The 25,233-nt window shown below is 66.7% G+C and carries 21 protein-coding genes and 1 riboswitch; of the genes, 16 read left to right on the forward strand and 5 right to left on the reverse strand.

What is annotated here, in order from left to right:
• Positions 1-21 precede the first annotated feature (21 nt).
• From GC146_RS02930 to GC146_RS02945, 4 genes are all read left to right on the forward strand, one after another.
• Positions 22-2,934 (forward strand): helicase-related protein, encoded by a 2,913-nt coding sequence (locus GC146_RS02930; protein WP_291834128.1) that lies wholly within the window; start codon positions 22-24, stop codon positions 2,932-2,934.
• The gene (locus tag GC146_RS02935) at positions 2,931-3,326 is read left to right on the forward strand and encodes an RNA-binding S4 domain-containing protein (RefSeq protein ID WP_291834131.1); all 396 of its coding nucleotides are present in this window, start codon (positions 2,931-2,933) and stop codon (positions 3,324-3,326) included. The genes GC146_RS02930 and GC146_RS02935 overlap by 4 nt, the downstream gene beginning before the upstream one ends.
• A gap of 49 nt (positions 3,327-3,375) precedes the next feature.
• A complete protein-coding gene (gene fdxA, locus GC146_RS02940; RefSeq protein ID WP_291834133.1) occupies positions 3,376-3,711 on the forward strand; it encodes a ferredoxin FdxA in 336 nt (111 codons plus the stop codon).
• 230 nt (positions 3,712-3,941) lie between these two features.
• Positions 3,942-4,451 carry a CarD family transcriptional regulator gene (locus GC146_RS02945; protein WP_291834136.1) on the forward strand — a complete coding sequence of 170 codons (510 nt, stop codon included), beginning with the start codon at positions 3,942-3,944 and terminating at the stop codon, positions 4,449-4,451.
• Positions 4,452-4,508: 57 nt separating this feature from the next.
• Here the strand turns inward: GC146_RS02945 and purD are convergent, their stop codons facing one another.
• On the reverse strand, positions 4,509-5,771 hold the full coding sequence (gene purD / locus GC146_RS02950; RefSeq protein WP_291834139.1) for a phosphoribosylamine--glycine ligase: 1,263 nt from the start codon (positions 5,769-5,771) through the stop codon (positions 4,509-4,511).
• Between the two features lie 84 nt (positions 5,772-5,855).
• Between purD and xseA the strand changes: the two genes are divergently transcribed.
• Complete coding sequence (gene xseA / locus GC146_RS02955) at positions 5,856-7,394, forward strand: exodeoxyribonuclease VII large subunit (RefSeq protein WP_291834141.1); 1,539 nt, start codon at positions 5,856-5,858, stop codon at positions 7,392-7,394.
• A 7-nt stretch (positions 7,395-7,401) separates the two neighbouring features.
• On the opposite strand, the gene GC146_RS02960 is transcribed toward xseA, so the two are convergent.
• Together GC146_RS02960 and GC146_RS02965 are read right to left on the reverse strand one after the other, a co-directional pair.
• Entirely contained in the window at positions 7,402-7,737 is a 336-nt protein-coding gene (locus tag GC146_RS02960; RefSeq protein ID WP_291834144.1) for a hypothetical protein, read from the reverse strand.
• Positions 7,738-7,802: 65 nt separating this feature from the next.
• Positions 7,803-8,855: an alkane 1-monooxygenase gene (locus GC146_RS02965; protein WP_291834146.1), complete on the reverse strand. Its 1,053-nt coding sequence runs from the start codon at positions 8,853-8,855 to the stop codon at positions 7,803-7,805.
• 99 nt (positions 8,856-8,954) lie between these two features.
• On the opposite strand from GC146_RS02965, the gene GC146_RS02970 reads away from it, so the two are divergent.
• From GC146_RS02970 to GC146_RS02985, 4 genes are all read left to right on the forward strand, one after another.
• Positions 8,955-9,581: a lysoplasmalogenase gene (locus GC146_RS02970; RefSeq protein ID WP_291834149.1), complete on the forward strand. Its 627-nt coding sequence runs from the start codon at positions 8,955-8,957 to the stop codon at positions 9,579-9,581.
• Positions 9,582-9,639: 58 nt separating this feature from the next.
• Complete coding sequence (gene ftsY, locus GC146_RS02975) at positions 9,640-10,644, forward strand: signal recognition particle-docking protein FtsY (RefSeq protein ID WP_291834152.1); 1,005 nt, start codon at positions 9,640-9,642, stop codon at positions 10,642-10,644.
• A 99-nt stretch (positions 10,645-10,743) separates the two neighbouring features.
• Positions 10,744-11,646 (forward strand): DMT family transporter, encoded by a 903-nt coding sequence (locus GC146_RS02980; protein ID WP_291834154.1) that lies wholly within the window; start codon positions 10,744-10,746, stop codon positions 11,644-11,646.
• Positions 11,647-11,659: 13 nt separating this feature from the next.
• A complete protein-coding gene (locus tag GC146_RS02985; RefSeq protein WP_291834157.1) occupies positions 11,660-12,271 on the forward strand; it encodes an inner membrane-spanning protein YciB in 612 nt (203 codons plus the stop codon).
• Positions 12,272-12,293: 22 nt separating this feature from the next.
• Here the strand turns inward: GC146_RS02985 and GC146_RS02990 are convergent, their stop codons facing one another.
• Complete coding sequence (locus GC146_RS02990; RefSeq protein ID WP_291834159.1) at positions 12,294-12,629, reverse strand: PilZ domain-containing protein; 336 nt, start codon at positions 12,627-12,629, stop codon at positions 12,294-12,296.
• Positions 12,630-12,740: 111 nt separating this feature from the next.
• Positions 12,741-12,816, forward strand: a riboswitch (SAM riboswitch).
• A 61-nt stretch (positions 12,817-12,877) separates the two neighbouring features.
• Here GC146_RS02990 and metZ point away from each other — a divergent pair.
• From metZ to GC146_RS03005, 3 genes are all read left to right on the forward strand, one after another.
• Positions 12,878-14,053, forward strand: coding sequence for an O-succinylhomoserine sulfhydrylase (metZ, locus tag GC146_RS02995; RefSeq protein WP_291834162.1), 1,176 nt, complete (start codon positions 12,878-12,880; stop codon positions 14,051-14,053).
• Positions 14,054-14,166: 113 nt separating this feature from the next.
• Positions 14,167-15,270, forward strand: a complete 1,104-nt coding sequence (gene folE2 / locus GC146_RS03000; protein WP_291834163.1) for a GTP cyclohydrolase FolE2 — start codon at positions 14,167-14,169, stop codon at positions 15,268-15,270.
• A 99-nt stretch (positions 15,271-15,369) separates the two neighbouring features.
• A complete protein-coding gene (locus GC146_RS03005) occupies positions 15,370-16,959 on the forward strand; it encodes a thiamine pyrophosphate-binding protein (protein ID WP_291834165.1) in 1,590 nt (529 codons plus the stop codon).
• On the opposite strand, the gene GC146_RS03010 is transcribed toward GC146_RS03005, so the two are convergent.
• Positions 16,946-18,733: a trypsin-like peptidase domain-containing protein gene (locus tag GC146_RS03010; protein ID WP_291834167.1), complete on the reverse strand. Its 1,788-nt coding sequence runs from the start codon at positions 18,731-18,733 to the stop codon at positions 16,946-16,948. The genes GC146_RS03005 and GC146_RS03010 overlap by 14 nt on opposite strands.
• Positions 18,734-18,931: 198 nt before the next feature.
• Between GC146_RS03010 and GC146_RS03015 the strand changes: the two genes are divergently transcribed.
• The 4 genes from GC146_RS03015 to GC146_RS03030 are packed head-to-tail and all read left to right on the forward strand — an operon-like array spanning position 18,932 to position 25,226.
• The gene (locus tag GC146_RS03015; protein WP_291834170.1) at positions 18,932-19,849 is read left to right on the forward strand and encodes a glycine--tRNA ligase subunit alpha; all 918 of its coding nucleotides are present in this window, start codon (positions 18,932-18,934) and stop codon (positions 19,847-19,849) included.
• Positions 19,846-20,376 (forward strand): DUF6446 family protein, encoded by a 531-nt coding sequence (locus GC146_RS03020; protein WP_291834171.1) that lies wholly within the window; start codon positions 19,846-19,848, stop codon positions 20,374-20,376. The genes GC146_RS03015 and GC146_RS03020 overlap by 4 nt, the downstream gene beginning before the upstream one ends.
• The gene (glyS, locus tag GC146_RS03025) at positions 20,376-22,583 is read left to right on the forward strand and encodes a glycine--tRNA ligase subunit beta (RefSeq protein ID WP_291834173.1); all 2,208 of its coding nucleotides are present in this window, start codon (positions 20,376-20,378) and stop codon (positions 22,581-22,583) included. Before GC146_RS03020 ends, glyS begins: the two co-directional genes overlap by 1 nt.
• 45 nt (positions 22,584-22,628) lie before the next feature.
• A complete protein-coding gene (locus GC146_RS03030; RefSeq protein WP_291834175.1) occupies positions 22,629-25,226 on the forward strand; it encodes a putative PEP-binding protein in 2,598 nt (865 codons plus the stop codon).
• Positions 25,227-25,233 lie beyond the last annotated feature (7 nt).

Raw genomic sequence — 25,233 nt, forward strand, 5'->3', positions numbered from 1 at the left:
CCCCTCCGTCCGGGGACAATCATGACCACGCCCGCCCGGATCACGGCCGTTCTCGGCCCGACCAACACCGGCAAGACGCATTACGCCATCGAGCGGATGCTGGCGCATCGCAGCGGTGTGATCGGCCTGCCGCTGCGGCTCTTGGCGCGCGAGGTTTATGACCGCATCGTCAAGCTGCGCGGGCCGGGCGTGGTGGCGCTGGTCACCGGGGAAGAGCGGATCGTGCCGCCGCGGGTGCAGTACTGGGTCTGCACCGTCGAGGCGATGCCGGAGGGCATGGGGGTGGATTTCCTTGCCGTCGATGAGATCCAGCTTTGCGCCGATCCCGAGCGCGGCCATGTCTTCACCGACCGGCTGCTGCATGCCCGTGGCCTGCACGAGACGCTTTTCCTTGGCTCTGAAACGATGCGGCAGGCGATTGCCGCGCTGGTACCCGACGCGCAGTTCGTCAAGCGGGAGCGGTTTTCGACCCTGACATGGACAGGTTCGAAAAAGATCAGCCGGATGCCGTCTCGTGCGGCTATCGTCGCGTTTTCGGTTGAAAATGTGTATGGGATCGCCGAGCTGATCCGCCGGACCAAGGGCGGCGCGGCGGTTGTCATGGGCGCGCTCAGCCCGCGCACGCGCAATGCGCAGGTTGAAATGTATCAGAACGGCGACGTGGATTACCTTGTCGCCACCGATGCCATCGGGATGGGTCTGAACCTGGACATCACGCATGTCGCCTTCGCCGGGCTGACCAAGTTCGACGGCCGCCGAGTGCGGGTGCTGGCCCCGGACGAGCTGGCCCAGATCGCGGGCCGCGCCGGACGGCACATGACGCATGGCACTTTCGGCGTGACCGGCGAGGCGCCAGAGATGGATGACGATGTGATCGAGGCGATCACCGAACACCGCTTTCGCCCCGTCACCCGTCTGCAATGGCGCAACAGCGCGTTGCAGTTTGGCTCGGTCAAGCGGCTGTTGCAGACGCTGGAGGAACGCACCGAAAATCCGCTGCTGACCCGGGTGCGCGAAAGCGATGACCTTGCGGCACTGCGGGCCCTGTCGGAAGATCCCGAAGTGATGGCGCGGGCCAGTGACGGCCGCTCGGTGCGGCTTTTGTGGGATGTCTGCCGGATCCCCGACTTTCGCGGCATTTCGAAGGCCGAACATGCGGCGCTCTTGACCGAGATCTTCAATTTCCTGCACCAGCACGGGGCGATCGCGACCGACTGGTTCGCGCAGCGGCTTGCCCGTGTCGACCGTCCCGAGGGCGACATCGACACGCTGTCAAAGCGGCTGGCCTATGTCCGGACCTGGACCTACGTCGCGCAGCGCGCCGGCTGGTTGCGGGACGAATCGCATTGGCGTGAGGAAACACGCGCTGTAGAAGACCGTTTGTCAGATGCGCTGCACGGCGCGCTGACACAGCGATTCGTGGATCGGCGCACCAGCGTGCTGTTGCGGCGGCTCAAGCAGAAGGACAGCCTCGTGGCGGACGTGAACGACAAGGGTGAAGTGACAGTGGACGGCGAATTCGTGGGCCGTCTGGAGGGTTTCCGTTTTCGCATGGACAAGGCCGGCAGTCCTGACGAGGCGCGCACGTTGCGGGCGGCCTCGGCAAAGGCGCTGGCGCCGCATTTCCACCTGCGCGCCGACCGTTTCTACAACGCCCCCGATACCGAGATCGACTTTACCGAGCAGGGCGGGCTGATGTGGGGCGATCAGGCAGTGGGCAAGCTGGCGCTGGGCCCGGATCCGCTGCGCCCGACCGTCGTGGCCTTCGTCGATGACGAGGCGAAACCGGAGGTGGCCGAGAAGGTAAAGCGCCGGTTGCAGCACTTCATCGACCGCAAGGTCGCGACCGTGATGGAACCCCTGCTGAAGCTGCAGGCCGACGAGACCCTGACCGGTATGGCGCGCGGGTTCGCCTATCGTCTGATTGAGCATTTCGGCCTGATCCCGCGCGGCGAGGTGGCCGAGGATGTGAAGTCGCTTGATCAGGAAGCGCGCGCCGCGCTGCGCAAGCACGGAATCCGCTTTGGCCAGTTCACCATTTTCATGCCCTTGCTGTTGAAACCCGCGCCAACGCGGCTGCGGCTGGTGCTGTGGTCGCTGGCCAAGGAACTGGAAGAATTCCCCGAGGCGCCGCCGCCCGGCCTTGTGACCGTGCCCACGGTCGAGGGGCTGCCGCCCGGCACCTACGCGATGGCGGGCTTTCGCGCCGCAGGCGAGCGGGCGATCCGCATCGACATGCTGGAACGTCTGGCCGACATGCTGCGCGACAAGGACAGCCGCAACGGCTTCGAGGCGACGGCGGACATGCTGTCGATCACCGGCATGACGCTGGACCAGTTCGCCGGGCTGATGGAGGGGCTTGGCTATCGCGCCGAGCGGGGCGAGCGGCCCAAGGTCAAGGCACCGCGCGTCGTTGATGCCGACGTGGTGCCAGAGGCCTCTTCCGATCCGGCGCCCGAGACTCCTCCCGACACGCCGGCCGACCCGGGCCCCGACACGCCCCCCGCGCCACCGGCCGAGACGCCGCCAGAGACGCCGCCCGAGGTGCCGGGTGATGCCCCGGCCGAAACACCCGAGCCGGCACCGGAATTGCCAGAGCCGGACATGCCGGAACTGCCGGACATGCCGGATGCGCCAGAGATGGAGCAGTTCGTCACTTTCACATGGGCCGGGCGCGGCCAGCGTCGCGACAGCGCCGAGGGCGGCCGTGCCAAGCGTGGCCGTGGCAAGGGGCAGGGCGGACAGGGCCAACCGGACAAGGCGCAGGGCGAACGCCCGCGCGGCAAGGGCCGCCGGCAAGGCAAACCCGGCGGCGAGGGCGCAAAGTCCCGCACGGACGAGGCGCGCCCACGTCAGGACAAGGGCCGCTACGAAAAGCCGATTGATCCTGACAATCCGTTCGCTGCCGCGCTTGCGGGGTTCCGCACCAAGTGAGCGAGGCGACGATCCGCGTCGACAAGTGGCTGTGGCAGGCGCGGTTCTTTCGCACCCGCACCTTAGCCACGGCGCTGGTCAGTGCGGGCAAGCTGCGGATTGACGGCGTCCCCATCTCCAAACCCGCGCGGATGGTTGGCCCCGGCGCAGTGCTGACCTTTCCGCAAGGCAACGCGGTGCGCGTGGTGCGGATCATCGCCTGCGGCGACCGGCGCGGGCCTGCCCCCGAAGCGCAGGCGCTTTACGATGATCTGGCACCGCCGTCCGCGGCGGCACCCGACCCGGCCGATGCGCCCGCGCCCGGCTTTGACGGCGGCGGCAGGCCGGGCAAGCGCGAGCGGCGCAACATGGCGCAACATCGCCGCGACGCGGACCCATTCGCGCTTGAATGAGCGGGCTGTCTGGCCTAGTTGACACTCGACAAAATCGGAACCTCCCTTCATGACCTATATCGTCAACGACAACTGCATCGCCTGCAAATACACCGACTGCGTCGAGGTCTGCCCCGTGGACTGCTTCTACGAGGGTGAGAACATGCTGGTGATCCATCCCGACGAATGCATCGATTGCGGCGTGTGCGAGCCGGAATGCCCCGCCGACGCAATCCGGCCCGACACCGAACCGGACATGGAGAAATGGGTGGAGTTCAATCGCAAGTATGCGTTGAAATGGCCTGTCATCATCACCCGCAAGGATCCGTTGCCCGAGGCCGAAGAAATGGACGGCAAACCGGGCAAGATGGACCTGTTTTCCGAGGCGCCGGGCACCGGCGGCTGACCGATTCGGGCTCGCCGCTTTGGTTTGGTGCCGCGGACTGTCACAAAACCGTTGAATTTGCAGGAATCTCGGGCGTTTGGGGGACATCCTTCCATCGGACCCATTTTTCTGGTATGATATGTCCAATGTTGCCAATGAACTGACCCCGACAGACCCTGACGACCGGCCGACGGCGAAACACGAATCGCCGCCGCTCTTTTGTCGACTGTGGCCTGCTTGAAAGGATAATCATGTCGAAGACCCGCAAGAGCGATTTCAGCCCCAACGATTTCGTCGTCTATCCCGCGCATGGGGTGGGCAAGATCGTGTCGATCGAAAAGCAGGAAGTCGCTGGGTACGAACTGGAACTGTTCGTGATCTCGTTCGAAAAGGACAAGATGACGCTGCGCGTGCCGACCAACAAGGCGACCGAGGTGGGCATGCGCTCGCTGTCGTCGCCTGACGTGGTGGCCCATGCGATGAAGACGCTCAAGGGCAAGGCCAAGGTCAAGAAGGCCATGTGGTCGCGCCGGGCGCAGGAATACGAACAGAAGATCAACTCGGGTGATCTGATCGCCATCGCCGAGGTGGTGCGCGACCTGCACCGCGCCGATGATCAGCGCGAGCAGAGCTATTCGGAGCGGCAGCTTTACGAGGCCGCGCTGGAGCGCCTGACGCGCGAGATCGCGGCCGTTGCCGGCAATGACGAGACGGCTGCTGCGCGCGAGATCGACAGCGTGCTCGTTGGCCGCGCAGCCTGAGCAACGGTTCGACCGATTGGAACGGGCCGCGCCGCCTGGCGCGGCCTTTTTTCTTGGTTAAAGCGCGCGCCAGCCGATGTCGTGGCGATAAAACCCCTCTGGCCAGTCCACGGCATCGACCATCGCATAGGCCGCGTCGCGCGCCTGTTGCAGGGTGTCGCCGCGCGCAGTCAGGTTCAGCACGCGGCCCCCGTTTGCGACAATCGCGCCGCCCTGCGTCGCGGTGCCGGCATGAAAGACCGCACGCTTGCTGTCGTCGGGCAGCCTATCCAGCCCGTTGATGATGCTGCCTTTTTCGTAGCCGCCGGGATAGCCCTGCGCGGCCATGACAACCGTCATCGCGTGATCGTCGGCCCAGTTCACCTGCGCCTCGGCCAGCCGCCCTTCGGCACAGGCCTGAATCGCGTCGAGCGCCTGCGCGCCCAGCCGCATCATCAGCACCTGGCATTCCGGGTCGCCGAAGCGGGTATTGTATTCGACCAGGCGGGGCTGGCCGTTCTCGATCATCAGCCCGGCGTAAAGAACGCCCGAGAAAGGCGTGCCGCGGCGCGCCATTTCCGCCAGCGTGGGCCGGATGATCTGCTCTAGCGCGCGGGCCTCGACCTCGGGTGACAGGACGGGGGCGGGGGAATAGGCGCCCATGCCGCCGGTATTTGGGCCGGTGTCGCCGTCGAATGCGCGCTTGTGGTCCTGGGCGGTGCCGAAGGGCAGCAGCGCCTCGCCGTCGGCCAGCACGAAAAGCGATGCCTCCTCGCCGGTCATGAATTCCTCGATGACCACGACAGCGCCCGCCGCGCCCAGATGGCCTGCGAACATGTCGTCGATGGCGGCCAGCGCCTCGGCCTCGGTCATGGCGACGACCACGCCCTTGCCCGCGGCCAGCCCGTCGGCCTTGATGACGATGGGCGCGCCATGGGCCTGCACATGGGCGCGGGCGGGGCCGGCCTCGGTAAAGCGGGCATAGGCTGCGGTGGGCACGTTTGCCGCGACGCAGATCTCTTTCGTGAAAGATTTCGACGATTCCAGCTGTGCTGCGGCTGCCGAAGGTCCGAAAACGGCAAGTCCTGCTTGTCGCAGCCTGTCGGCCACGCCGGCCGCCAGCGGCGCTTCGGGGCCGATCACGACAAGGTCGATCCCGTTCTCCTCGGCAAAGACGGCCAGCGCGTTGCCGTTGAGGATGTCGAGATCGGCGCATTCGGCGATGGCGGCGATGCCCGCATTGCCCGGCGCCACGATCAGCCGGTCGCATTTCGGGTTCTGTCGGATCGCCCAGGCAAGGCTGTGTTCGCGCCCGCCGCCGCCGAGGATCAGGATGTTCATGTCCGGTGGCTCCGCTTGGCCTTTGCTGGGGCGCGTTCTAAGGTTGGCGGCAGACGATCACAAGTGCGACCGACAGGGGACGGCATGGACCTTCTGGAAGAGCCCGGGCAGGGCGGCAACGCCCCGGAATTCACCGTGTCGGAAATCTCCGGCGCCGTCAGGCGCGTGATCGAGGGCGAGTTTGGCATGGTCCGGGTCCGCGGCGAGGTGGGCCGCGTCGTCGTTGCGCGCACCGGGCACATGTATTTCGACCTCAAGGACGACCGCAACGTGCTGGCCGCGGTCAGCTGGAAGGGCCAGGTTGCGCGTCTGACACACCGGCCCGAAGAGGGGATGGAGGTGATCGCCGTGGGCCGGCTGACCACCTTCGGCCCGCAATCGAAATACCAGATCAACGTCGAGGACGTGATCCCGGCCGGTGCCGGCGCGCTGATGGCGATGCTGGAAAAACGCAAGGCGAAACTGGCGGCCGAAGGGCTGTTTGATGCCGCGCGCAAACGGCCCTTGCCCTATCTGCCCGAGGTGATCGGCGTGGTGACCTCGCCCACAGGCGCGGTGATCCGCGACATCCTGCACCGGCTGCGCGACCGGTTCCCGCGCAAGGTGCTGGTCTGGCCGGTCGCGGTGCAGGGGGCGGGCTGCGCGCCGCAGGTCGCCGCCGCGATCGAGGGGTTCAACCGGCTGACGCCGGGCGGCGCGCTGCCGCGGCCCGACCTGATCATCGTGGCGCGCGGTGGCGGGTCGATCGAGGATCTGTGGGGGTTCAATGAAGAGATCGTCGCGCGCGCTGCCGCGGCCTCGGACATTCCACTGATCTCGGCCGTGGGTCACGAGACCGACACGACGCTGATCGATTATGCTGCCGACCGTCGTGCGCCCACACCCACGGCAGCGGCAGAACTTGCCGTGCCGGTGCGTGCGGAACTGCTGGCGATGCTGGGCAACCACGAGGCCCGGCTGGTGCGCGGGGCGGCCCAAGCGCTGTCAACCCGCGGTCAGCGGCTGCGCGATCTTGCCCGCGCGCTCCCCCGGCCCGAGGCGCTGCTGCAATCAGCGCGCCAGCGGCTGGATGCCGTCGACGCCCGGCTGCCGTTTGCATTGCGTGCGGCGACAGGGCGCAAGCGTCTGCGCCTGACCGAGGCCTCTGGCGCCTTGAAACCGGCGCTGCTGCGGCGTCAGCTCGTTCAGGATCAGCGTCGGCTGGGCGACTGGTCGGGCAGGCTGGTGCCTGGACTGGTGCGCAACCTCGCCAACCGGCGGCGCGACCTTGGGGCGGTTCCCCGCCTGCGCCCGCGGCTGGTGGCCGAGGGGCTAAGCCGCAAGGCCGAGCGGCTGGGCGACCTCGTGCGCCGCTTTACCGAGCGCAGCCGGAGCGACCTGTCCACCCGGGCCGATCGGCTGACGGCGCTGGCCCGGCTGCATGAGACGCTGGGATACCGCGCCACGCTGGCGCGCGGCTACGCGGTGATGCGGGGCGACGGCGCGGTGATTTCGACAGTGGCGGCAATGCGGGCGGCCCGTGCGCTGGAGGTGGAATTCGCAGATGGCCGCGTCGCGCTGGGTGGCCGCCCGGGCCGCAAGCCGCGCGACGAGGAACCACCCGAGCAGGGCGACCTGTTCTAGCGACGCTTCAGACCGATGGGACGGGTCCGGCACAGGCCAGTGGCGCATCCGGCCCCGGCACCTCCAGAAGCGGCCCAACCCCTGGGTGGTTTTGGTAAAGCGCGCGCAAGCCCTTGGCAGTTTTGAAGAAAATCCAGCATTGTGGCGTCGGGTCGTCTTCGTAGACAAAACATATCCTGCTGCCATTCGGATACCAGCGGCCCGCGGTACAGGTTTGCCCGTCGTCAGACCACAGCACCGTGCGGTCGGGCCCGTAATGCTCGCGCCCGTAGGTTGTGGCGCCTTGCTCGGCATAGGTGATGGTGCGGCCGGTGGTATAGGCCTCGAACGCGCCGGCGCTCATCGGGCCCTGCTGGGGCGTATCTGCAAGCGCTGCGGTCGCGCTAAGCAAAAGGGCCAATGCCGCTTTCACGATTGGGCCTCCCATGCGGCAACGCGGGGGTCCATCACCCGCCGCCAGAGACGTGGCCAGAGGGCGATACAGGCCATCACCGGCAGACTGTGCGGCAGTTCCGGTCCGGCATCGAGGCGCAGCGCGGGGTAGGGGCGCGCGGGGTGCGCATGGTGGTCGGAGTGGCGCGGCGCGTTCAGCATCATCGCCGAGGAGTACCAGTGCGGGCTGTTCCAGCTGTGACGCGGCCTCACCGGCTCGGCCCGGCCCGAGGGCAGGGTGCTGCGTGTCAGCCCGTAATGCTGCACGTAATCCGACATCAGGATCTGCACCTGCGCAAAGGCCGCCAACCCCAACCACAGCGCCACGCCAACGATCCCGGCCAGCGCGAAAGCCGCGGCCAGCGTCAAGACCGCGCCGAAGACATAGATGACATAGGGGTTGCGCCAGCCGGGCCGGCCGACGCGGGCCAACCGCGCCGCCTCGGCCCGCAGGCCCGCACGAAACGCCCCCATCCAGCCGCGCCGGGCGAAGCGGTAGAAGCTTTCGCCACGCCGCGCGGTCGAGGGATCGGACCGGGTGGCGACATGGACATGGTGGACCAGCACATGCGCCGAGGCATGGTGGCCATAAAGCAGCGAGACGTAGAGGGCCACGCCCAGCCCGTGCAGCACCCGCCCGCCGCGATGGATCAGCTCATGCGCGTTGGGATGGCTGACCTGGCCGAAGAACAGGCCGGCCGCGACGAACACCCCCAGTTTCGCCGCCGGACCAAGCCCCGGCCCGGCCAGCGCGGGCAATACCAGCGCGATCAGCGCGAAATGCGCCAGTCCCAGCGTCACCGACAATGCGTCGCCCGCCGGAAACTCGGCCCCCTCCAACGCTGGCGTGACGCGCGCGACCAGCGCATCGAGGCCCGCCGCCATTGCGGTCATCACCAAGAGTGCAGCCAGCGCCCAGCCACCACCACGCATCGCCGCCACCCCGATCAAGGCGACCGGCAGCAGCGTGGCAAGTGCGAAAAGCACCATCGGCGGCAGGGCGGTAAAAGGGCGGCGTGGCGATATCATGTCCCGCGATATAGCATGGCGTATGACGCCGGTCAGGCCTTGCGTTGAGGGGCCGCATCCGGGCTTGCCGGGCGGGCCCGTCCGGCCATAGCGTGTCGCATGAACGCCTGGCTGATCCTTCCCGCCGCCTGTCTTGCGCTGATTTTCTGGGCCTGCACGGCCATGCCCGAAAGCTGGGGCAAAAGCGTGGTCAAGACCGCCTCGGTCGCGCTGTTGGCGGCCTCGGCGGCCGTATCGGGCGCACCGGGGCTGCTGGTGCTGGGCCTTGCGCTTGGCGCGGCTGGCGATTTCGCGCTGTCGCGACGGGGCGAGCGGGCCTTTCTTGCCGGCGTTGCGGCCTTTGCTGCGGGGCATCTGGCCTACCTTGCTCTGTTCATTGCGCGTGGTGCGCCGGTCTGGTCGCCCACGGCGCCCGGCTGGGTACTGATCGGGCTGGGCCTTGGCATGGCGGCGCTGCTCTGGCCGCGGACGGGCGCGCTGCGCTGGCCTGTCATGGCGTATCTCGTGCTGATCGTGGCAATGGGGCTGGCGGCATTCGCGCTGCCGCTGCCGGGGCTGGCTTATGCCGCCGCCCTTTTCATTGCCTCCGACAGCCTGCTCGCGGCCGAGCGGTTCCTGCTGCCGCCCGGTGCGCTGCGGCGCGCGCTGCCTTGGCTGGTCTGGCCCCTCTACTGGCTGGCGCAACTGCAGTTCCTCTCGGTTTTCGCAGGCCCTGCCGGGATCTGACCCTTTCCTCCTCCCGCGAAGCCCATTAGGTGAACTTATTCACCGCCGGAGGGCCAAGATGTCTTTCTTCAAGAAAATGAAGGATCGCCTGCTGCGCTCCTCGTCCCGGATCGACGAAGGGCTTGATGCCATCGTCGACGAGGCGCCCGCCGCGCCGGCACCCTCCTCCGCACCCGCTCCTGCGCCGTCCAGCCCTGCCACCACACCCGCCGTCCCGGACACGTCGCAGCGCCGTGTGCTGGACGACGCGATGCTGGAAGAGCTGGAAGACCTGCTGATCGGCACCGACATGGGTGTCGACACGGCCCGCCGGATCACCGCCAATATCGCCGAGGGGCGGATGGGCCGTCGCCTGTCGGCCAACGATATCAAGGGCCTTCTGGCTGACGAGGTGGCCCGCGTGATGGAAGGCGTGGCCCGGCCCATGCCGCTGTTCCCGAAAAAGCCGCAGGTCGTGCTGGTGGTGGGCGTCAATGGCTCGGGCAAGACCACGACGATCGGCAAGCTGGCCGCGCAGTTCCGTGCCGCGGGCAAGTCGGTGGTGATCGCCGCGGGCGACACGTTCCGCGCCGCCGCCGTCGAACAGCTTCAGGTCTGGGGCGAGCGTGCCGGCGTGCCGGTGATGACAGCCCCCGAGGGCTCTGATCCCGCCAGCCTCGCCTTCGATGCGATGGGCCGCGCGCAGGCCGAGGGGGCGGACCTCCTGATGATCGACACCGCGGGCCGGCTGCAGAACCGCGCCGACCTGATGGAGGAGTTGTCCAAGATCGTCCGCGTGATCCGCAAGAAAGACCCGGACGCGCCGCATAACACGCTGCTCGTGCTCGATGCGACGACTGGCCAGAACGCGCTGAACCAGGTCGATGTGTTCCGTGCGCTGGCGGATGTTTCTGGCCTCGTGATGACGAAACTTGATGGCACCGCGCGGGGCGGCGTGCTGGTGGCGCTGGCAGACCGTTTCGGCCTGCCGATCCACGCCATCGGCGTGGGCGAACAGATCGACGATCTGGCCCCCTTCGACCCGCAGGAATTTGCCCGCGCGCTGGTGGGGCTGGACGCGTGACGCCCTCTTCTTCTGGCCAAAAATATTCTCGGGGGGAGGCCCCGGTACGGGGCCGCGGGGGGCAGACAGCCCCCCGCCACCGCGCGGAGACACCAGTGAATGGGTGAATGGCTGGTTTCCCTCGCCGGTACGCCCGAAGGGGCCCGGCTAGCGATGGTGCTTGCGCTGATGTCGGCGCTGGCGCACGCGGTATTCGGCGCGTTGCAGAAGGGCCGGCACGATCCGTGGCTGTCGCGCGGCGCGATCGACGGTTGGCTGGCAATCATCTCGGCCCCGGTCGCGATCTTTATCGTGCCGGCGCCCACGGGCCTGACCCTGGCGATCCTCGCCGGCGCGATCGTGATCCATTTCAGCTACAAGATGACGATGGCGCTGGCCTATGACCGCGCGGCCTACACGGTGGTCTACCCTGTCGTGCGCGGCACCGGCCCGCTGGTGACGGTCGCCTTCGCCTCGGTCGTCTTCGGCGAGCATTTCCACCCGATGCAATGGCTGGGCGTGGCCTGCCTGTCGGGTGGGATCCTGCTTCTGGCGCTGCGTAACCTGTCCGAAGAACACCTTGACCCGATGGCGATTCGTATTGGCCTGGCTTGGGCCGTGGCCTGCGGCGTGATCGTGGCGATTTACACCACCTACGATGCCTGGGGCATCCGGCAATCGACCGATCCGTTCACCTTTCTGGCGTGGTTCTTCTTCATCACCGCGCTGGATTTTCCGTTTATCGCGCTTTGGCGGTATCGGCGCATGGCCACGCCGCCGGTGCTGGGGCCGCTGATGCTGCGCGGCTTTGCCGGCGCTGTCATCGCGTGGTTCAGCTTTGGCGGTGTCATGATGGCCACGCGGCTCGACAAGGTGGGCGAGGCGGCTGTGCTGCGCGAGACGTCAACCGTTTTCGCCGCGCTGATCGGCTGGTTCATCCTCGGTGACAAGGTTGGGCCACGGCGGCTTTTCCTGATGTCGCTGATTGCGCTGGGCGCCGTGATCGTTGAAATGGGACGGTAGCAGGGAGACAGGAATGGCAGAGCGCCACATCAACCCCATCGTCAAGCAGGTGCTGGAACTGGGCCCGACGCTGGCCTTCTTCGTGATTTACCTGCGCATCAAGGACGCGCATTTCGTCATCGGCGGGACCAGCTATTCCGGCTTTATCGTGGCCACGCTGGCCTTCATCCCGGTGCTGCTGATCGCGATGGGCGTCTTGTGGCGCCTCTCGGGCCGGCTCAGCCGGATGCAGGTGCTGACCGCGCTGATGGTGATCGTGTTCGGCGGTCTCACGGCCTATCTGAACGACGAACGTTTCTTCAAGATGAAGACGACGATCATCTACGGCCTGTTCGCCCTGATCCTCGCTTTTGGCCTGCTCAGGCGGCAAAGCTACCTGCAATATGTGATGGGTGAACTGTTGCCGATGCAGGACGAGGGCTGGATGAAGCTGACCCGCAGGCAGACGGTTATGTTCGCCCTGCTGGCCATTGGTAACGAAGTCGTCTGGCGCACCCAGTCGACTGATCTCTGGGTCAAGATCGAGACCTTCGGGTTTCCGCTGGCGCTGTTCCTGTTCCTATGGCTGCAGATCGTGTTGCTGCAACGCTACCTGATCGAAGAGGATACGGCGGGCGGCGACTAGCCCCGCATTCGCCGGGGCGGCCTTACCTCATTTCGCGAAAGCCATGCAGCCCGGCACTTCGCGCGGCAAGGCCCGCACCGCCGCTACCTTTTGTCTGCCGCAGGATATCGAGCTGCCGGCGCGATACGGGCAGAGCAAAGCTGCCGCCGCAAAGATCGCCATGCACCCAGGTGATCCGCGCCGAGACCCGTTCACTGGCGAAATGCAGGACGATCAGTGCGCCACGGGCCATAGGCGGCGCGCCCTGCAGGCGAAGCCCCGTGGCGCTGACATTGATGACACGGGCCCGGCCGCGGCCCTGTGGCGTTTCCACCGTCAAGTCGCAACTGCTGGGCCAGCGGGTATCGCGGTAGCGCATGTCGCCCCTGTTTGCCGGTTTGCACCAGTGCCAAGGGTGGCCCGATTCGGGTTAAGCTTGGGTGAAAGGCCGCGGCCCGCGGTGCTTGACGACGCGGGGCACCGCCGCTAATCCTGCCTGCGTGGCGATTTGACCGGATTGCGGGCCACGTTAAACATGCCGCTAAAGAGGACCAGGGCCGCCAGCCCCGATGCCTTGCCGGTATCGGGGTTTTTTGTTGCCCGGGCAGCGGGCGGAGGACGAAAAGAATGGCTGACTGGACCAAACGCACCCGGGCCGTGCATGCCGGCACCCGCCGCAGCCAGTATGGCGAGGTGAGCGAGGCGATCTTTCTCACCCAGGGTTTTGTCTATGACAGCGCAGAACAGGCCGAGGCGCGGTTCCTCAAAGCGGGCGAGGACGAGTTCATCTATGCCCGCTATGGCAACCCCACCGTGCGCATGTTCGAAGACCGCATCGCCGCGCTGGAAGGCGCCGAAGATGCCTTTGCCACCGCCAGCGGCATGGCCGCCGTAAACGGCGCGCTCAGCGCGATATTGAAGGCGGGCGACCATGTCGTGGCAGCGCGGGCACTTTTCGGCTCATGTCTTTATATCCTTGAAGAAATCCTGACGCGTTTCGGGGTTGAGGTGACTTTCGTCGATGGCACCGATCTGGACCAGTGGCGCGACGCGATCCGGCCGGGCACGAAGGCCGTGTTCTTTGAAAGCGTGTCCAACCCCACGCTGGAGGTGATCGATATCCGCGCTGTCGCGGAACTGGCCCATGCGGTTGGTGCGCTGGTGATCGTGGACAACGTCTTTGCCACGCCGGTTTTTTCCGATGCGCTGGCCCAAGGGGCCGACGTGGTCGTCTATTCGGCGACCAAGCATATCGACGGGCAAGGCCGTGCCCTTGGCGGTGTGATCCTCGGCACCCGCGATTTCGTGCGCAAGGTGGCAGAGCCCTACCTGAAACATACCGGTGCCGCGATGTCGCCCTTCACCGCCTGGGTGATGCTGAAAGGGCTGGAGACGATGGAACTGCGCGTGCGCGCACAGGCCGCGTGCGCGCAGGAGTTGGCGAAGGCGCTGGTGTCTGACGGGCGGCTGGCCCGCGTCATCTATCCGGGCCTGCCCGATCATCCGCAACACGCGCTGGCCATGGCGCAGATGGGCGCGGGCGGCACTGTGCTGTCGATCGACGCCGGCAGCCAAGAGGCAGCATTCAGCCTGCTTAACGCATTGGAAATAATCACGATTTCCAATAATCTGGGTGATGCGAAGTCGATCGTGACCCATCCCGCCACCACCACCCATCAGCGCCTGCCAGCAGAGCAGAAAGCGGCGCTGGGCATTACGCCGGGGCTGGTGCGGCTGTCGGTTGGGCTGGAGGATCCGGCCGATCTGTTGGCCGATATTCGGCGCGGCCTCGCGGCGATGTGACGGGAATCGAGGTTGATCCGGACGGTCCTGAGAACCGTATTCTTGAGGTAAGAACGCTCCTGCCGCGATGCCCCGTTTCAGGGGCTGCGCAACACCCGAAGGGGATCCCCGACATGAACGTCCATTCGTCCGATTTCGATCGTCTGCCAAGCCGTGCCGAAGCTGCCGAGGCGCTTGCCCTGCTGCGCCGCTGGGCGTCCGAGGCAACGCAGACCGAGGTCGATACGCTCGATCCTGCCGTGGCGCGGCTGATCCCGGGCGGCACCGGGGATGACTATCCCGTGCTGTCACGCGCCTACCCGCATGATTTCGTTGTGGACGAGGCCTACAAGGACGCGATGCCCGACCTGCAAAATGGCCCGGCCTCGCTGATCAAGGGCGCGAACCGGCAGATCCAGCATGTCGGCATCTCGAACTTTCGCCTGCCGATCCGCTACCGCACCCGCGACAATGCTGAAATGACGCTGGAGACCAGCGTGACAGGCACCGTCAGCCTCGACGCCGAGAAGAAGGGCATCAACATGTCCCGGATCATGCGGTCGTTTTACCGTCATGCCGGCGAGACCTTCAGCTTTGACGTGATCGAGCGAGCGCTGAACGACTACAAGACAGACCTGCAAAGTTTCGACGCCCGTATCCAGATGCGATTTTCCTTCCCGATGAAGGTCAATTCACTGCGTTCTGGCCTGTCGGGATTTCAATATTACGACATCGCGCTTGAACTGGTCGAGAAGGACGGAGAGCGCCGGCAGATCGTTCATCTCGATTATGTCTATGCCTCGACCTGTCCCTGCAGCCTTGAACTGAGCGAACATGCGCGGCAGTTTCGTGGCCAACTGGCGACCCCGCACAGCCAGCGCTCGGTCGCGCGGCTGTCGGTCGTTGTCGCGCCGGACACCGAGGTGCTGTGGTTCGAGGATCTCGTCGAGATGGCGCGCGCCGCGGTGCCGACCGAAACGCAGGTGATGGTCAAGCGCGAGGACGAGCAGGCCTTTGCAGAGCTGAACGCCGCAAATCCGATCTTCGTCGAGGATGCGGCGCGGCTTTTCGCCGAGCAGTTGCAGGCCGACCCGCGCATCGGCGATTTCCGCGTCGTGGCCAGTCATCAGGAAAGTCTGCACAGCCATGATGCAGTCAGCCTGCTGACCGAAGGCCCGACCTTTGCAACCGAGAGCCTTGATCCGCGGCTTTTCGCAACGCTTTTCCACGTCGGCTAAGCACGCTCGGCGCTTTCGGTCGCTGCGAAAATGGGGAAAGATGCCGGCAAGGGCGGGGCGTTCGCGCGTCCCGCCATTGTCTTGACCGGAGGATCCACAATGCAACGCACCCTTGGCGCGCACCTGTCACACATGCTGCGCGACCGCGGGGTCGAGGTGATCTTCGGCATTCCCGGCGTCCATAATCAGGAAATGTATCGCGGCATCGAAGAAGCCGGGTTGCGCCATGTCCTTGCCCGGCACGAGGGCGGCGCGGGCTTCATGGCCGATGGCTATGCCCGTGCCACGGGACGGCCCGGCGTGGCCTACGTCATTTCCGGGCCGGGCCTGACCAACGTCATGACACCAATGGGGCAAGCCTATTCCGATTCAGTGCCGATGCTGGTGCTGTCCTCGGTACTGGACGAAACCGCGGCCCGTCGGGGGCAATTGCACCAGATGCGCGACCAGGTCGGTGCGGCACGGACGGTTTGTGAGTGGTCCGAAATGGCGGTAACGCCGCAGGCCGCCTATGCCCTGATCGACCGCGCCCTGCAGGAGATGGAGCTGGTCCGGCCGCGGCCCCGCCACATCTGTCTGCCCATCGCCGCGTTGCAGGGCAATGCAGCCGCCTTTGGCCCCGCGCCCGAGGGGTCGGCGGCGCGTCCCGGGTCCGATCCGGCGCTGCTGGCCGAGGCCGCGGCGCGGCTTGCCACCGCCGTGCGCCCGCTGATCGTGCTGGGCGGCGGGGCGGCGGCGGCGCCCGAGGCGGCGCGCGCGCTGGTCGCCAAGAGCGGGGCGGCGGTTTTTACCACCTATGCCGGACGGGGCCTGATCGCGGCGGATTGGCCCACCTCGTTCGGCAGTTTCCTCGCCCGCCCTGGCAGTGCCGACGTCTTTGCGCAGGCCGATCTTGTCATCGCCATCGGCACGGCGCTGTCCGAAGTTGACCTGTGGCGCGCGCATCCCGGCCATAGCTGTCCGCTGATCCGCATCGACATCGACCCCGAAGAATTGCTGTCATTCCCGGCGGTGCTGCGGATCGCGGGTGACGCGGGGCGGGCGATGGAAGGGATTGCCGCGGCGTTGCCCGCATCGCGCGGCCCGCTCTGGCCGGTAGAGGATGTGGCCGCGACCAAGGCCACGTGGCGGGCCCAGATCGCCGCCGAACGGCCCGGTATCTTGCCGGTGGCCGATGCCCTGCGCGCCTGCCTGACGCCCGAAGCGATGATCTTTTCCGACATGACCCAATTCGCCTATGCCACGCTGGAAGTGTGGGAGGCGCCAAAGCCCAATCTCTGGCACCATCCGCATGGCTTCGGCACGCTGGGTTACGCGCTGCCGGCCGCGATTGGCGGGGCGGTGGGCCGGCCCGGTCTGCCGACGCTGGCCATCGCGGGCGATTACGGGTTTCAGTATACGATTCAGGAACTTGCTGCGGCGGTGGAGCTGGGCCTGAGCCTGCCGATCATCCTGTGGGACAATGGCAAGCTGGGCGAGATCGAGGACAGCATGGTGCGCGCGCAGATCGCGCCGAACGCCGTGATCCAGCGCAATCCCGATTTCCTCAAACTGGCCGAGGCCTACGGTGCGCGGTCCGCCGCCCCCCAAACGCTGGACGCGTTTCAGGAGGCGGTACGAGAGGCGCTTGTCGCGCCGGTGCCGACGCTGATCCACGCCACGCCGGCGCTTGGCGCTACCAGCAGCTGACCAGAGCGGTGGTGTCGGCGGCGCGCCGGGCCAGTTGCGGCGCGGGCATGAAGCCGGTCGTATCGGTCGTCGTCACCTCGACGCCGGCCTGATCCAGCGCCCCGACAATCGCCGCGCTGTCGACAGAAAATCCTACCCCGGCGGGCAAGACCCGTCCGTCGGCCGGGCGTGACGGGGCCAGCATGCCCAGCACAGCGCCACTGCTGTCAAAGACCGGCCCGCCGCTGTCGCCTTCTTCGGTGGCTACCTCAAGGCGGCGCAGGCTGTCTTCACCGGACAGGCCGCGCACATCGGCCAGTTTGCCGAAGGTCACGGACGGCGCCGAAAGAACGCCGCCGAAGGAATACCCACCGACGGCCACCTCGCTTTGAAGGCGCGGAACGGCCGTCTGGAATTCGGCCACGGCCAGCGGTGCCAACTTTTCCGCCGGCGTCAGAACGGCGATGCCGAGCGTCGGATCGGTAAAGGTAACGGCCGCGTCATGTTCGTCATCCACCGTCACGCGGGCGCAATCCTTGACCGCATCGGTGGTGGTCAGGACCATGCCGTCGGCGCTGATAAAAAAGCCTGAGCGGGTCAGCTGCGGTTTGCGTACTGCAAGCCCCGACACCATGTCGACCGACTGTTCTTCGCCCGGCGGCACCAGACCGGGGTCGAGCACGCCATCAAGACTGCGGAAGCTGGACTTCATCGCGTCGCGGATGCGTTTGAACGCCCCCTCCTCGTCCGCCGGCCAGACAAGGGTGAAGCCCTTGATGGTGCCATCCTTCAGCGTGACCCAGGTATAGGAATGGATGCTGGCATCCTGCCCGTCGATCTCGAACCCGTCCGAGGATTTGCCGCGGGGCCCGTTGGGCGGCACAAGGGCCAGTGTCTGCATGATTTCATAGAGCCCGGCCATGCGGTTGGCATCGCCCGGCTGCGAGATCAGGACGACGTGCGCCTTGCTGCCATCGGTGGCGGGATAATCGGCAAAGGGTGGGTTGTAGGCGCCGAACGCCACGCGCGCGGCGGGGATCTGAATCTCGATACCGGCGCCGGTATCCTGCACCGTCTTCATGCCCGCCTCTGTCAGCACCCGATTGTAATTCGACAGCAATTCGGCGCGTTGCCCGGTGGTCAGAACGCCTGTCGCGTCATAGCCCTTCTGCGTCTGCCATGCAGCCATCGCCGAGCGGGTGCCGGGGCCGAAGGCGCCGTCGATGCCAGAGTTATAGACGCCGGCCCATTGCAGCGCGATCTGGAGCGCCATGCGCTCATCCGCGGTCAGCCGGGCCTCCGAGGCGCGAGCCTCGGCCGGGGTTTCATCGATGATGGGTTCGGGGGCGGGCTGCGGCGCGGCGGCGAGCGTGGTGTTGTCGGTCTCGGCCCCGTCGGAGGCGGTGTTGGTAGCCGTGTCGGCGCCAGTGCCAGTGTCCGCATTCGTGTTGGTGGCCGTCTCGGCGGCCGGCGGCGGGGCCCCCACTGGCCAGAAACGATTGGTGTAAAGCCCGCCCTCGCTGACGAAACTGTCCGCCGGGATTTCGCCCTGCGCCTGCAACTGCGCCAGCACTGCATCGGCATCGGGCCGGTTGTAGGGGCCAAGCGCGATGGTGTACCAGCCCGATTGCAGGACAAAACCGTTCACGTCGGGCAGCCGGGCTGCAAAACTGCGGGCGCGGTCAAGTGCTTCGGTCAAAGTGGGCAGCGCCTGAACCTGCACCCAGCTTGTCTGTGCGGCAGCCGGCAGGCCCAACCAGACCATCGCCACAACCGCCAGCCATCTTCTCAACATCGTTCGCCTGTCCCCTTGAAAAATATCATCCTTCGGCATTGCGCGGCAGACTAGCAGACCGTGGGCCCGGTGCAGCACAAAACTGACCGGATGCGGCATAAGGTCAAACCGGCGTGGCAGGGCGGCGCCCCCTGATTGACCCCTCTGCGCCCGCAGCCTATGGAACGCGGGCAACGCGACCACCCCGAGGGACAGCAGATGGCCGACCAACCGCGCAGTTTCCAGGAGATCATCCTGCGGCTTCAGGCGTACTGGGCCGCGAAGGGCTGCGCGATCCTGCAGCCCTATGACATGGAAGTGGGCGCCGGCACCTTTCACCCAGCCACGACGCTGCGCGCGCTGGGCAGCCGGCCCTGGGCCGCGGCCTATGTCCAGCCCTCGCGCCGCCCGACCGACGGGCGCTATGGCGAAAACCCCAACCGCCTGCAGCACTACTACCAGTTTCAGGTCCTGATCAAACCGTCGCCGCCGGACCTGCAAGAGCTGTATCTCGGCAGCCTCGCCGCGATCGGGATCGATGCCAGCCTGCATGACATCCGCTTTGTCGAGGACGACTGGGAAAGCCCCACGCTGGGTGCTTGGGGCCTTGGCTGGGAGGTGTGGTGCGACGGGATGGAGGTGAGCCAGTTCACCTATTTCCAGCAGGTCGGCGGGCATGACTGCGCCCCGGTTTCGGGCGAGTTGACCTACGGGCTGGAGCGGCTGGCGATGTACGTGCTGGGCGTCGACCATGTCATGGAGATGCCGTTCAACGATCCCCAGACGCCGATCCCGCTGAGCTATGGCGACATCTTCCGCCAGACCGAACAGGAATATTCGCGCTGGAACTTCGACCAGGCCGATACCGCGATGCTGTTGCAGCATTTCGAGGATGCCGAGGCCGAGTGCCGGCGCATTCTGGACGCGGCGCAGCCGGATGGCGCGGGGCGCACAATCGTGATGGCGCACCCGGCCTATGACCAGTGCATCAAGGCCAGTCACCTCTTTAACCTGCTCGACGCGCGCGGCGTGATCTCGGTGACCGAGCGGCAGGCCTATATCGGGCGGGTTCGGGCACTGGCCAAGGCCTGCGCCGATGCCTTCGTGACCACCGCCGCAGGTGGGGCCGCGGCATGAATGCGCGTCTGGCGATCCTGGCGATCCTCGTGACCGCGGTCATTGCGGGGGGTGGCCTTTATTACTTGCAGGTCTACGCCTTCTATTCCCCCGTGACGGCCGCACGGGTTGCAGAAGTGCAACTTGTCTCCGTTGCGACGGGCAAGCCGGAGCTGATTGCGTTCGATAACTTCAATGCCATCGACAGCGACAGCTCGCCCATCCGCTACCGCGCCTGCTTTACCACGGGCGTTCCGATCGATGTTCTGAAGCAGACCTATCAGGTCTATTCCGACCCGGAACCGCTGAACGCCCCGCGCTGGTTCTCTTGCTTCAATGCGCAGGACATCGGCGCCGCGCTGGAAAAGGGCGAAGCGGTGGCCTTTCACGCCCGCGATAATCTTGTCTACGGCGTCGACCGTGTCGCCGCGATTTTCCCCGACGGGCGCGGCTATGAATGGAACCAGATCAATGCCTGTGGCGCGGTCGTCTATAACGGCGATCCCGCGCCCGAAGGCTGCCCGCCCGCACCCGAAGGACTGAACTGATGCCCGACCTGCTGATCGAGTTGTTTTCCGAGGAGATTCCGGCCCGGATGCAGGCCCGTGCCGCCGAGGACCTGCGGCGGATGGTAACGGATGGCCTTGTCGAGGCGGGGCTGACCTATGCCGCGGCGGGCGCCTTTTCCACGCCGCGCCGGCTGGCGCTGTCCATCGAGGGGCTAAGTGCGCAAAGCCGTGCCGTGCGCGAAGAGCGCAAGGGGCCAGCCGTAGGCGCGCCCGACAAGGCGATCGAGGGCTTCTTGCGCTCCACCGGGCTGACGCGCGAGCAGTTGGAGGTGCGCGACGACAAGAAGGGGCAGGTCTATTTCGCCGTTCAGACGCGGCCCGGCCGCCCCGCCGCCGCCATCGTGGCCGAGGTGCTGGAGGCCACGATCCGCAATTTCCCTTGGCCCAAGTCGATGCGCTGGGGCGCGGGCAGCCTGCGTTGGGTGCGCCCGCTGCATTCCATCCTGTGCATTCTCGTGACCGAAACGGGGGCCGAGGTGGTGCCGCTGGACGTGGATGGCATCGTGGCAAGCGACACGACGCGCGGCCACCGCTTCATGGCGCCCGATGCGTTTTCGGTTTCCTCCTTTGAGGATTACGAGGCGAAGCTGAAGCGCGCGCACGTGGTACTGCGCGCCGATGAACGGGCCGATGCGATCTGGCATGAGGCGACCGGGCAGGCCTTTGCGCGGAGCCTAGAGGTGGTCGAGGATGCGGGGCTTCTGGCCGAGGTGGCGGGGCTGGTCGAATGGCCGGTGGTGCTGCTGGGCGATATCGCGCGCGAGTTCCTTGGCCTGCCGCCCGAGGTGCTGCAGACCTCGATGCGCACGCATCAGAAGTTCTTCTCATTGAAAAACCCCAAATCGGGCCGAATCGAGGGGTTCGTCACCGTCGCCAACGTGGAAACCGCCGATCATGGCACGACGATCCTTGCCGGCAATGGCAAGGTGCTGACGGCGCGGCTGTCGGACGCGCGGTTCTTCTGGGACAACGACCTGCGCACCGTCAAGGCGCAGGGGCTGGAGGGCATGGCCGAGGGGCTGACCAACGTCACCTTCCACAACAAGCTGGGCAGCCAGGCCGACCGGGTGGCGCGGATCGCGGCCCTCGCGCGTGAGATCGCGCCCATGGTCGGCGCCGCGCCCGATCTGGCAGCGGAGGCCGCGCGCGTGTGCAAGGCCGACCTGCGGTCGGAAATGGTGGGCGAATTCCCGGAATTGCAGGGGCTTATGGGCCGCTATTATGCCGAGGCCGCGGGGCTGGAACCCGCCGTGGCGGCGGCCTGCGAGATGCATTGGAAACCGATGGGCCCGTCCGACGCGGTGCCGACCGAGCCTGTCAGCATTGCCGTGGCGCTGGCCGACAAGATCGACACGTTGTGCGGCTTCTGGGCGATCGACGAGAAGCCCACCGGGAGCAAGGACCCCTACGCGCTGCGGCGCGCGGCGCTGGGGGTGATCCGCATCGTTCTGGAGAATGGGTTGCGCCTGCACCTCGACCGATTGTTCGACACGCAGATCCTACGCCTGCGTCACGGCGACGAGGGCGTGTCGGGTCACCTTCTAGGCACGCTGGCCGCACATGGCTTTCATGCCGAGTTCCACGCCGAGGCCGCGCGCCTTGGCGCCGAAGCGGAGGCCTGGGTCGCCATGGTGCGCGAGGGTGATGTGGGGGAGGTCAGCGACAATCTCGTCGCCTTCTTCCACGACCGCCTCAAGGTTTTCCTGCGCGACGAGGGCATCCGGCACGACATCATCGACGCTTGCCTCGCCATGCCCAATCGCGACGACCTGACGCTGCTGGTCAAGCGCGCCCGCGCACTGGCCGCCGTTCTGGCCACCGAGGATGGCACGAACCTTGTGCAGGGCTTCAAACGGGCCAACAACATCCTGACGCAGGCCGAAGCGGCCGACGGGGTGGAGTATTCGTTCGGGGCCGATCCAAAGTTTGCCGCCGACCCGGCCGAAAAGGCGCTGTTCTCCGCCCTGGATACGGCCGAGGCGGCCATTGGCCCGGCCATGCAGGCCGAGGATTTCGCCGCAGCGATGGCCGCGATGGCCGCCCTGCGCGGCCCGATTGATGCCTTCTTTACCGCCGTGCAGGTGAACGACCCCAACTCGGTGCTGCGTCGCAACCGGCTGAACCTGCTGCACCGGATTCGGGAAACCTGCGCGCAGGTGGCCGACCTGACCCGCATCGAAGGCTGACACGCGGCTGTCAGCCTTCCTTTACACATGCGGCGGGGCGCGCGTATGCTGCGCCACGACAAAGGATGTGCCGCAGTGCAGAAACACACGACCTTTTCACCGGTCACGCTTATCACGCCGACCGCTTCGATGTCGGCCGCCGTTCATGGCGGGCGGGCGAAGTGCCTGCAGCGGCTGGTCCGGCTGGACCTGCCGGTGCCCACCACGGTGGCGCTGTCCTTTGCCGCCGTGGCCGAGATCGCCCGTGGCGGCCTGTCTGATGTCACTGAAATCCTTGCGCCTTTCGGGGATGCGCCGCTGTTGTCGGTGCGTCCCTCCAGTCAAGACCCGGACTGGGGCGGGCCGGGCGCGATCCTGAATATCGGCATGAACGATGCCCGCCACGCGGCCCTGAGCCAGACATTGGGCGAGGCGACAGCGACGGCCCTTTACCTGCGTTTCGTGCAGGCCTTTGCGCTGCATGTCGCGCGGCTTGATCCCGAGGCCTTCGACCTGCCGGGCGAACCGACGGCGGTGGCGCTGTCGCGGATGCTGCAGGCCTATGAAGACGAAACGGATGAGCCCTTTCCGCAGGATGTGGACGAGCAGCTGGCCGAAGTGCTGCGGTCGATGGCGCGGGCTTGGGACGGAACCACGGCGCGGCTTTTGCGGCAGGCCAAGGGTGCGCCCGAAGATGCGGGTCTGGGCCTTGTGGTGCAGGAAATGGCGCTGGGCGTGGGGCAGGGCCTGTGCGGGTCCGGCGTGATCCAGTTTGTCGATGCCGCGACCGGCGCGCCGCAGATCACTGGCCGCTACCTGAGCCAAAGCCAGGGCCGCGAGGCGCTAAGCGCACCCTCTGGCGCGATCTATCTGACCCGTGATCCGCGCGGACCCTCGCTGGAAGACGACGCGCCGGAGGTGTTCGAGGCGCTTTGCACCTATGGCGCACTGGTCCGCAGCCGTCTGCGCGAAGAAATGCAGATCGAATTTACCATCGAGAACGGGCATTTGCGGATCATCGACGCGGTGCGCGTGCATCGGGCCAACCGGGCCGCGGTGCGCATCGCGGTGGCACTGGCCGAGGACGGCATCATCCCGCGTGACGAGGCGGTGATGCGCGTGGACCCCGGCGCGCTGTCGGAAATGCTGCACCGACAGGTCGACCCGGACGCCGCGCGCGACCGCATCGTCAGTGGCATCGCGGCCAGCCCCGGTGCGGCCACCGGCCGGATCGTGCTGACCGCGGACGAGGCGCAGGCGAGTGCCGCGCGGGGCGAGCCCTGCGTGCTGGTCCGGCGCGAGACGACACCCGAGGACATCCGCGGCATGCATGCGGCCAAGGCGGTGCTGACAGTGCGCGGCGGCATCACCAGCCATGCCGCGGTGATCGGGCGCGGCCTTGGCCTGCCTTGCGTGGTCGGCGCCTCGGACCTTGAGATCGACCGCAAGCACGGCCTGATCATCACCCCCGGGGGCCGCAAGCTGCGTGCCGGCGACATCATCACCGTGGACGGCACCAGCGGCGAGGTGCTGGCCGGTGAACCGGCAATGCGCGAGGCGGCGCTGGACGGCGCGTTCCAGACCTTGCTGGCATGGGCCGACACCTTCCGCGACATCGGTATTCGCGCCAATGCCGACACGCCCAAGGACGCGCAAACCGCGCGCAACTTCGCCGCGCAAGGCATCGGCCTCTGCCGGACCGAACACATGTTCTTCGAGGGCGACCGCCTTGGCGTGATGCGCGAGATGATCTTTGCCAATTCGCCCGAGGACAGGCGCGCTGTCCTGACACGTCTGTTGCCAATGCAGCGGGCCGATTTCGCTGCGCTTTTCGAGATCATGGAAGGGCAGCCTGTCTGCATCCGCCTGTTCGATCCGCCGCTGCACGAATTCCTGCCATCCGACCGCGCGGGCCTGCGCGACCTTGCCGCGCAGCTGGCCCTGCCGCTGGCTGAGGTGACGGCGCGGGTCGAGGCGCTGAGCGAGTACAACCCCATGCTGGGTCTGCGTGGCGTGCGACTGGGCATCACCGTGCCGGAAATCTACGACATGCAGGCGCGCGCCATCTTCGAGGCGACCGTGGCCGCGCATGGGCGCAACCGGATGGTTGTGCCCGAGGTGATGATCCCGCTGGTCAGTGCCAAGCGCGAGGTGGAACTGGTCAAGGGCCGGATCGACGCGGTGGCGGCTGCGGTGCAGTCGGAATCGGGCGTGGCCTTCACCTATCGTCTTGGCGTGATGGTCGAGACGCCGCGCGCGGCGCTGCGTGCGGCCGAGATCGCCCAGCACGCGGCGTTCCTGTCGTTCGGCACCAATGACCTCACGCAGATGACCTATGGCCTGTCGCGCGACGATGCCGGCCGGTTCATGTCGACCTACGTCAAGCAGGGTGTCTTTCCCGAAGACCCGTTCCACAGCCTCGACATCGAGGGGGTGGGAGAGCTTCTTTCGATCGGAGCAGCGCGGGGCCGGGCCGGCCGTCCGAAGGTTGTCCTGTCGATCTGCGGCGAACATGGCGGCAGCCGATCGGCCATCGCGTTTTGCCGTGAACACGGCTTTGACTACGTCTCGTGCTCGCCCTTCAGGGTGCCCGCCGCACGACTGACTGCCGCGCAACTGGCGCTGCTGGATCGGGAAGAACTTCAAGTGGAATCTGAGGTATAGCCCGTAA

This window comes from Limimaricola sp., assembly GCF_016125575.1.
GTDB lineage: Bacteria > Pseudomonadota > Alphaproteobacteria > Rhodobacterales > Rhodobacteraceae > WGLM01.

What these genes read in the sequence shown, in the direction of transcription:
- GC146_RS02930 (WP_291834128.1), top strand. Translation starts at nt 22, where the DNA reads ATGACCACGCCCGCCCGGATCACGGCCGTTCTCGGCCCGACCAACACC.
- fdxA (WP_291834133.1), top strand. Translation starts at nt 3,376, where the DNA reads ATGACCTATATCGTCAACGACAACTGCATCGCCTGCAAATACACCGAC.
- GC146_RS02945 (WP_291834136.1), top strand. Translation starts at nt 3,942, where the DNA reads ATGTCGAAGACCCGCAAGAGCGATTTCAGCCCCAACGATTTCGTCGTC.
- purD (WP_291834139.1), bottom strand. Translation starts at nt 5,771, where the DNA reads ATGAACATCCTGATCCTCGGCGGCGGCGGGCGCGAACACAGCCTTGCC.
- xseA (WP_291834141.1), top strand. Translation starts at nt 5,856, where the DNA reads ATGGACCTTCTGGAAGAGCCCGGGCAGGGCGGCAACGCCCCGGAATTC.
- GC146_RS02960 (WP_291834144.1), bottom strand. Translation starts at nt 7,737, where the DNA reads ATGAGCGCCGGCGCGTTCGAGGCCTATACCACCGGCCGCACCATCACC.
- GC146_RS02965 (WP_291834146.1), bottom strand. Translation starts at nt 8,855, where the DNA reads ATGATATCGCCACGCCGCCCTTTTACCGCCCTGCCGCCGATGGTGCTT.
- GC146_RS02970 (WP_291834149.1), top strand. Translation starts at nt 8,955, where the DNA reads ATGAACGCCTGGCTGATCCTTCCCGCCGCCTGTCTTGCGCTGATTTTC.
- ftsY (WP_291834152.1), top strand. Translation starts at nt 9,640, where the DNA reads ATGTCTTTCTTCAAGAAAATGAAGGATCGCCTGCTGCGCTCCTCGTCC.
- GC146_RS02980 (WP_291834154.1), top strand. Translation starts at nt 10,744, where the DNA reads ATGGGTGAATGGCTGGTTTCCCTCGCCGGTACGCCCGAAGGGGCCCGG.
- GC146_RS02985 (WP_291834157.1), top strand. Translation starts at nt 11,660, where the DNA reads ATGGCAGAGCGCCACATCAACCCCATCGTCAAGCAGGTGCTGGAACTG.
- GC146_RS02990 (WP_291834159.1), bottom strand. Translation starts at nt 12,629, where the DNA reads ATGCGCTACCGCGATACCCGCTGGCCCAGCAGTTGCGACTTGACGGTG.
- metZ (WP_291834162.1), top strand. Translation starts at nt 12,878, where the DNA reads ATGGCTGACTGGACCAAACGCACCCGGGCCGTGCATGCCGGCACCCGC.
- folE2 (WP_291834163.1), top strand. Translation starts at nt 14,167, where the DNA reads ATGAACGTCCATTCGTCCGATTTCGATCGTCTGCCAAGCCGTGCCGAA.
- GC146_RS03005 (WP_291834165.1), top strand. Translation starts at nt 15,370, where the DNA reads ATGCAACGCACCCTTGGCGCGCACCTGTCACACATGCTGCGCGACCGC.
- GC146_RS03010 (WP_291834167.1), bottom strand. Translation starts at nt 18,733, where the DNA reads ATGTTGAGAAGATGGCTGGCGGTTGTGGCGATGGTCTGGTTGGGCCTG.
- GC146_RS03015 (WP_291834170.1), top strand. Translation starts at nt 18,932, where the DNA reads ATGGCCGACCAACCGCGCAGTTTCCAGGAGATCATCCTGCGGCTTCAG.
- GC146_RS03020 (WP_291834171.1), top strand. Translation starts at nt 19,846, where the DNA reads ATGAATGCGCGTCTGGCGATCCTGGCGATCCTCGTGACCGCGGTCATT.
- glyS (WP_291834173.1), top strand. Translation starts at nt 20,376, where the DNA reads ATGCCCGACCTGCTGATCGAGTTGTTTTCCGAGGAGATTCCGGCCCGG.
- GC146_RS03030 (WP_291834175.1), top strand. Translation starts at nt 22,629, where the DNA reads ATGCTGCGCCACGACAAAGGATGTGCCGCAGTGCAGAAACACACGACC.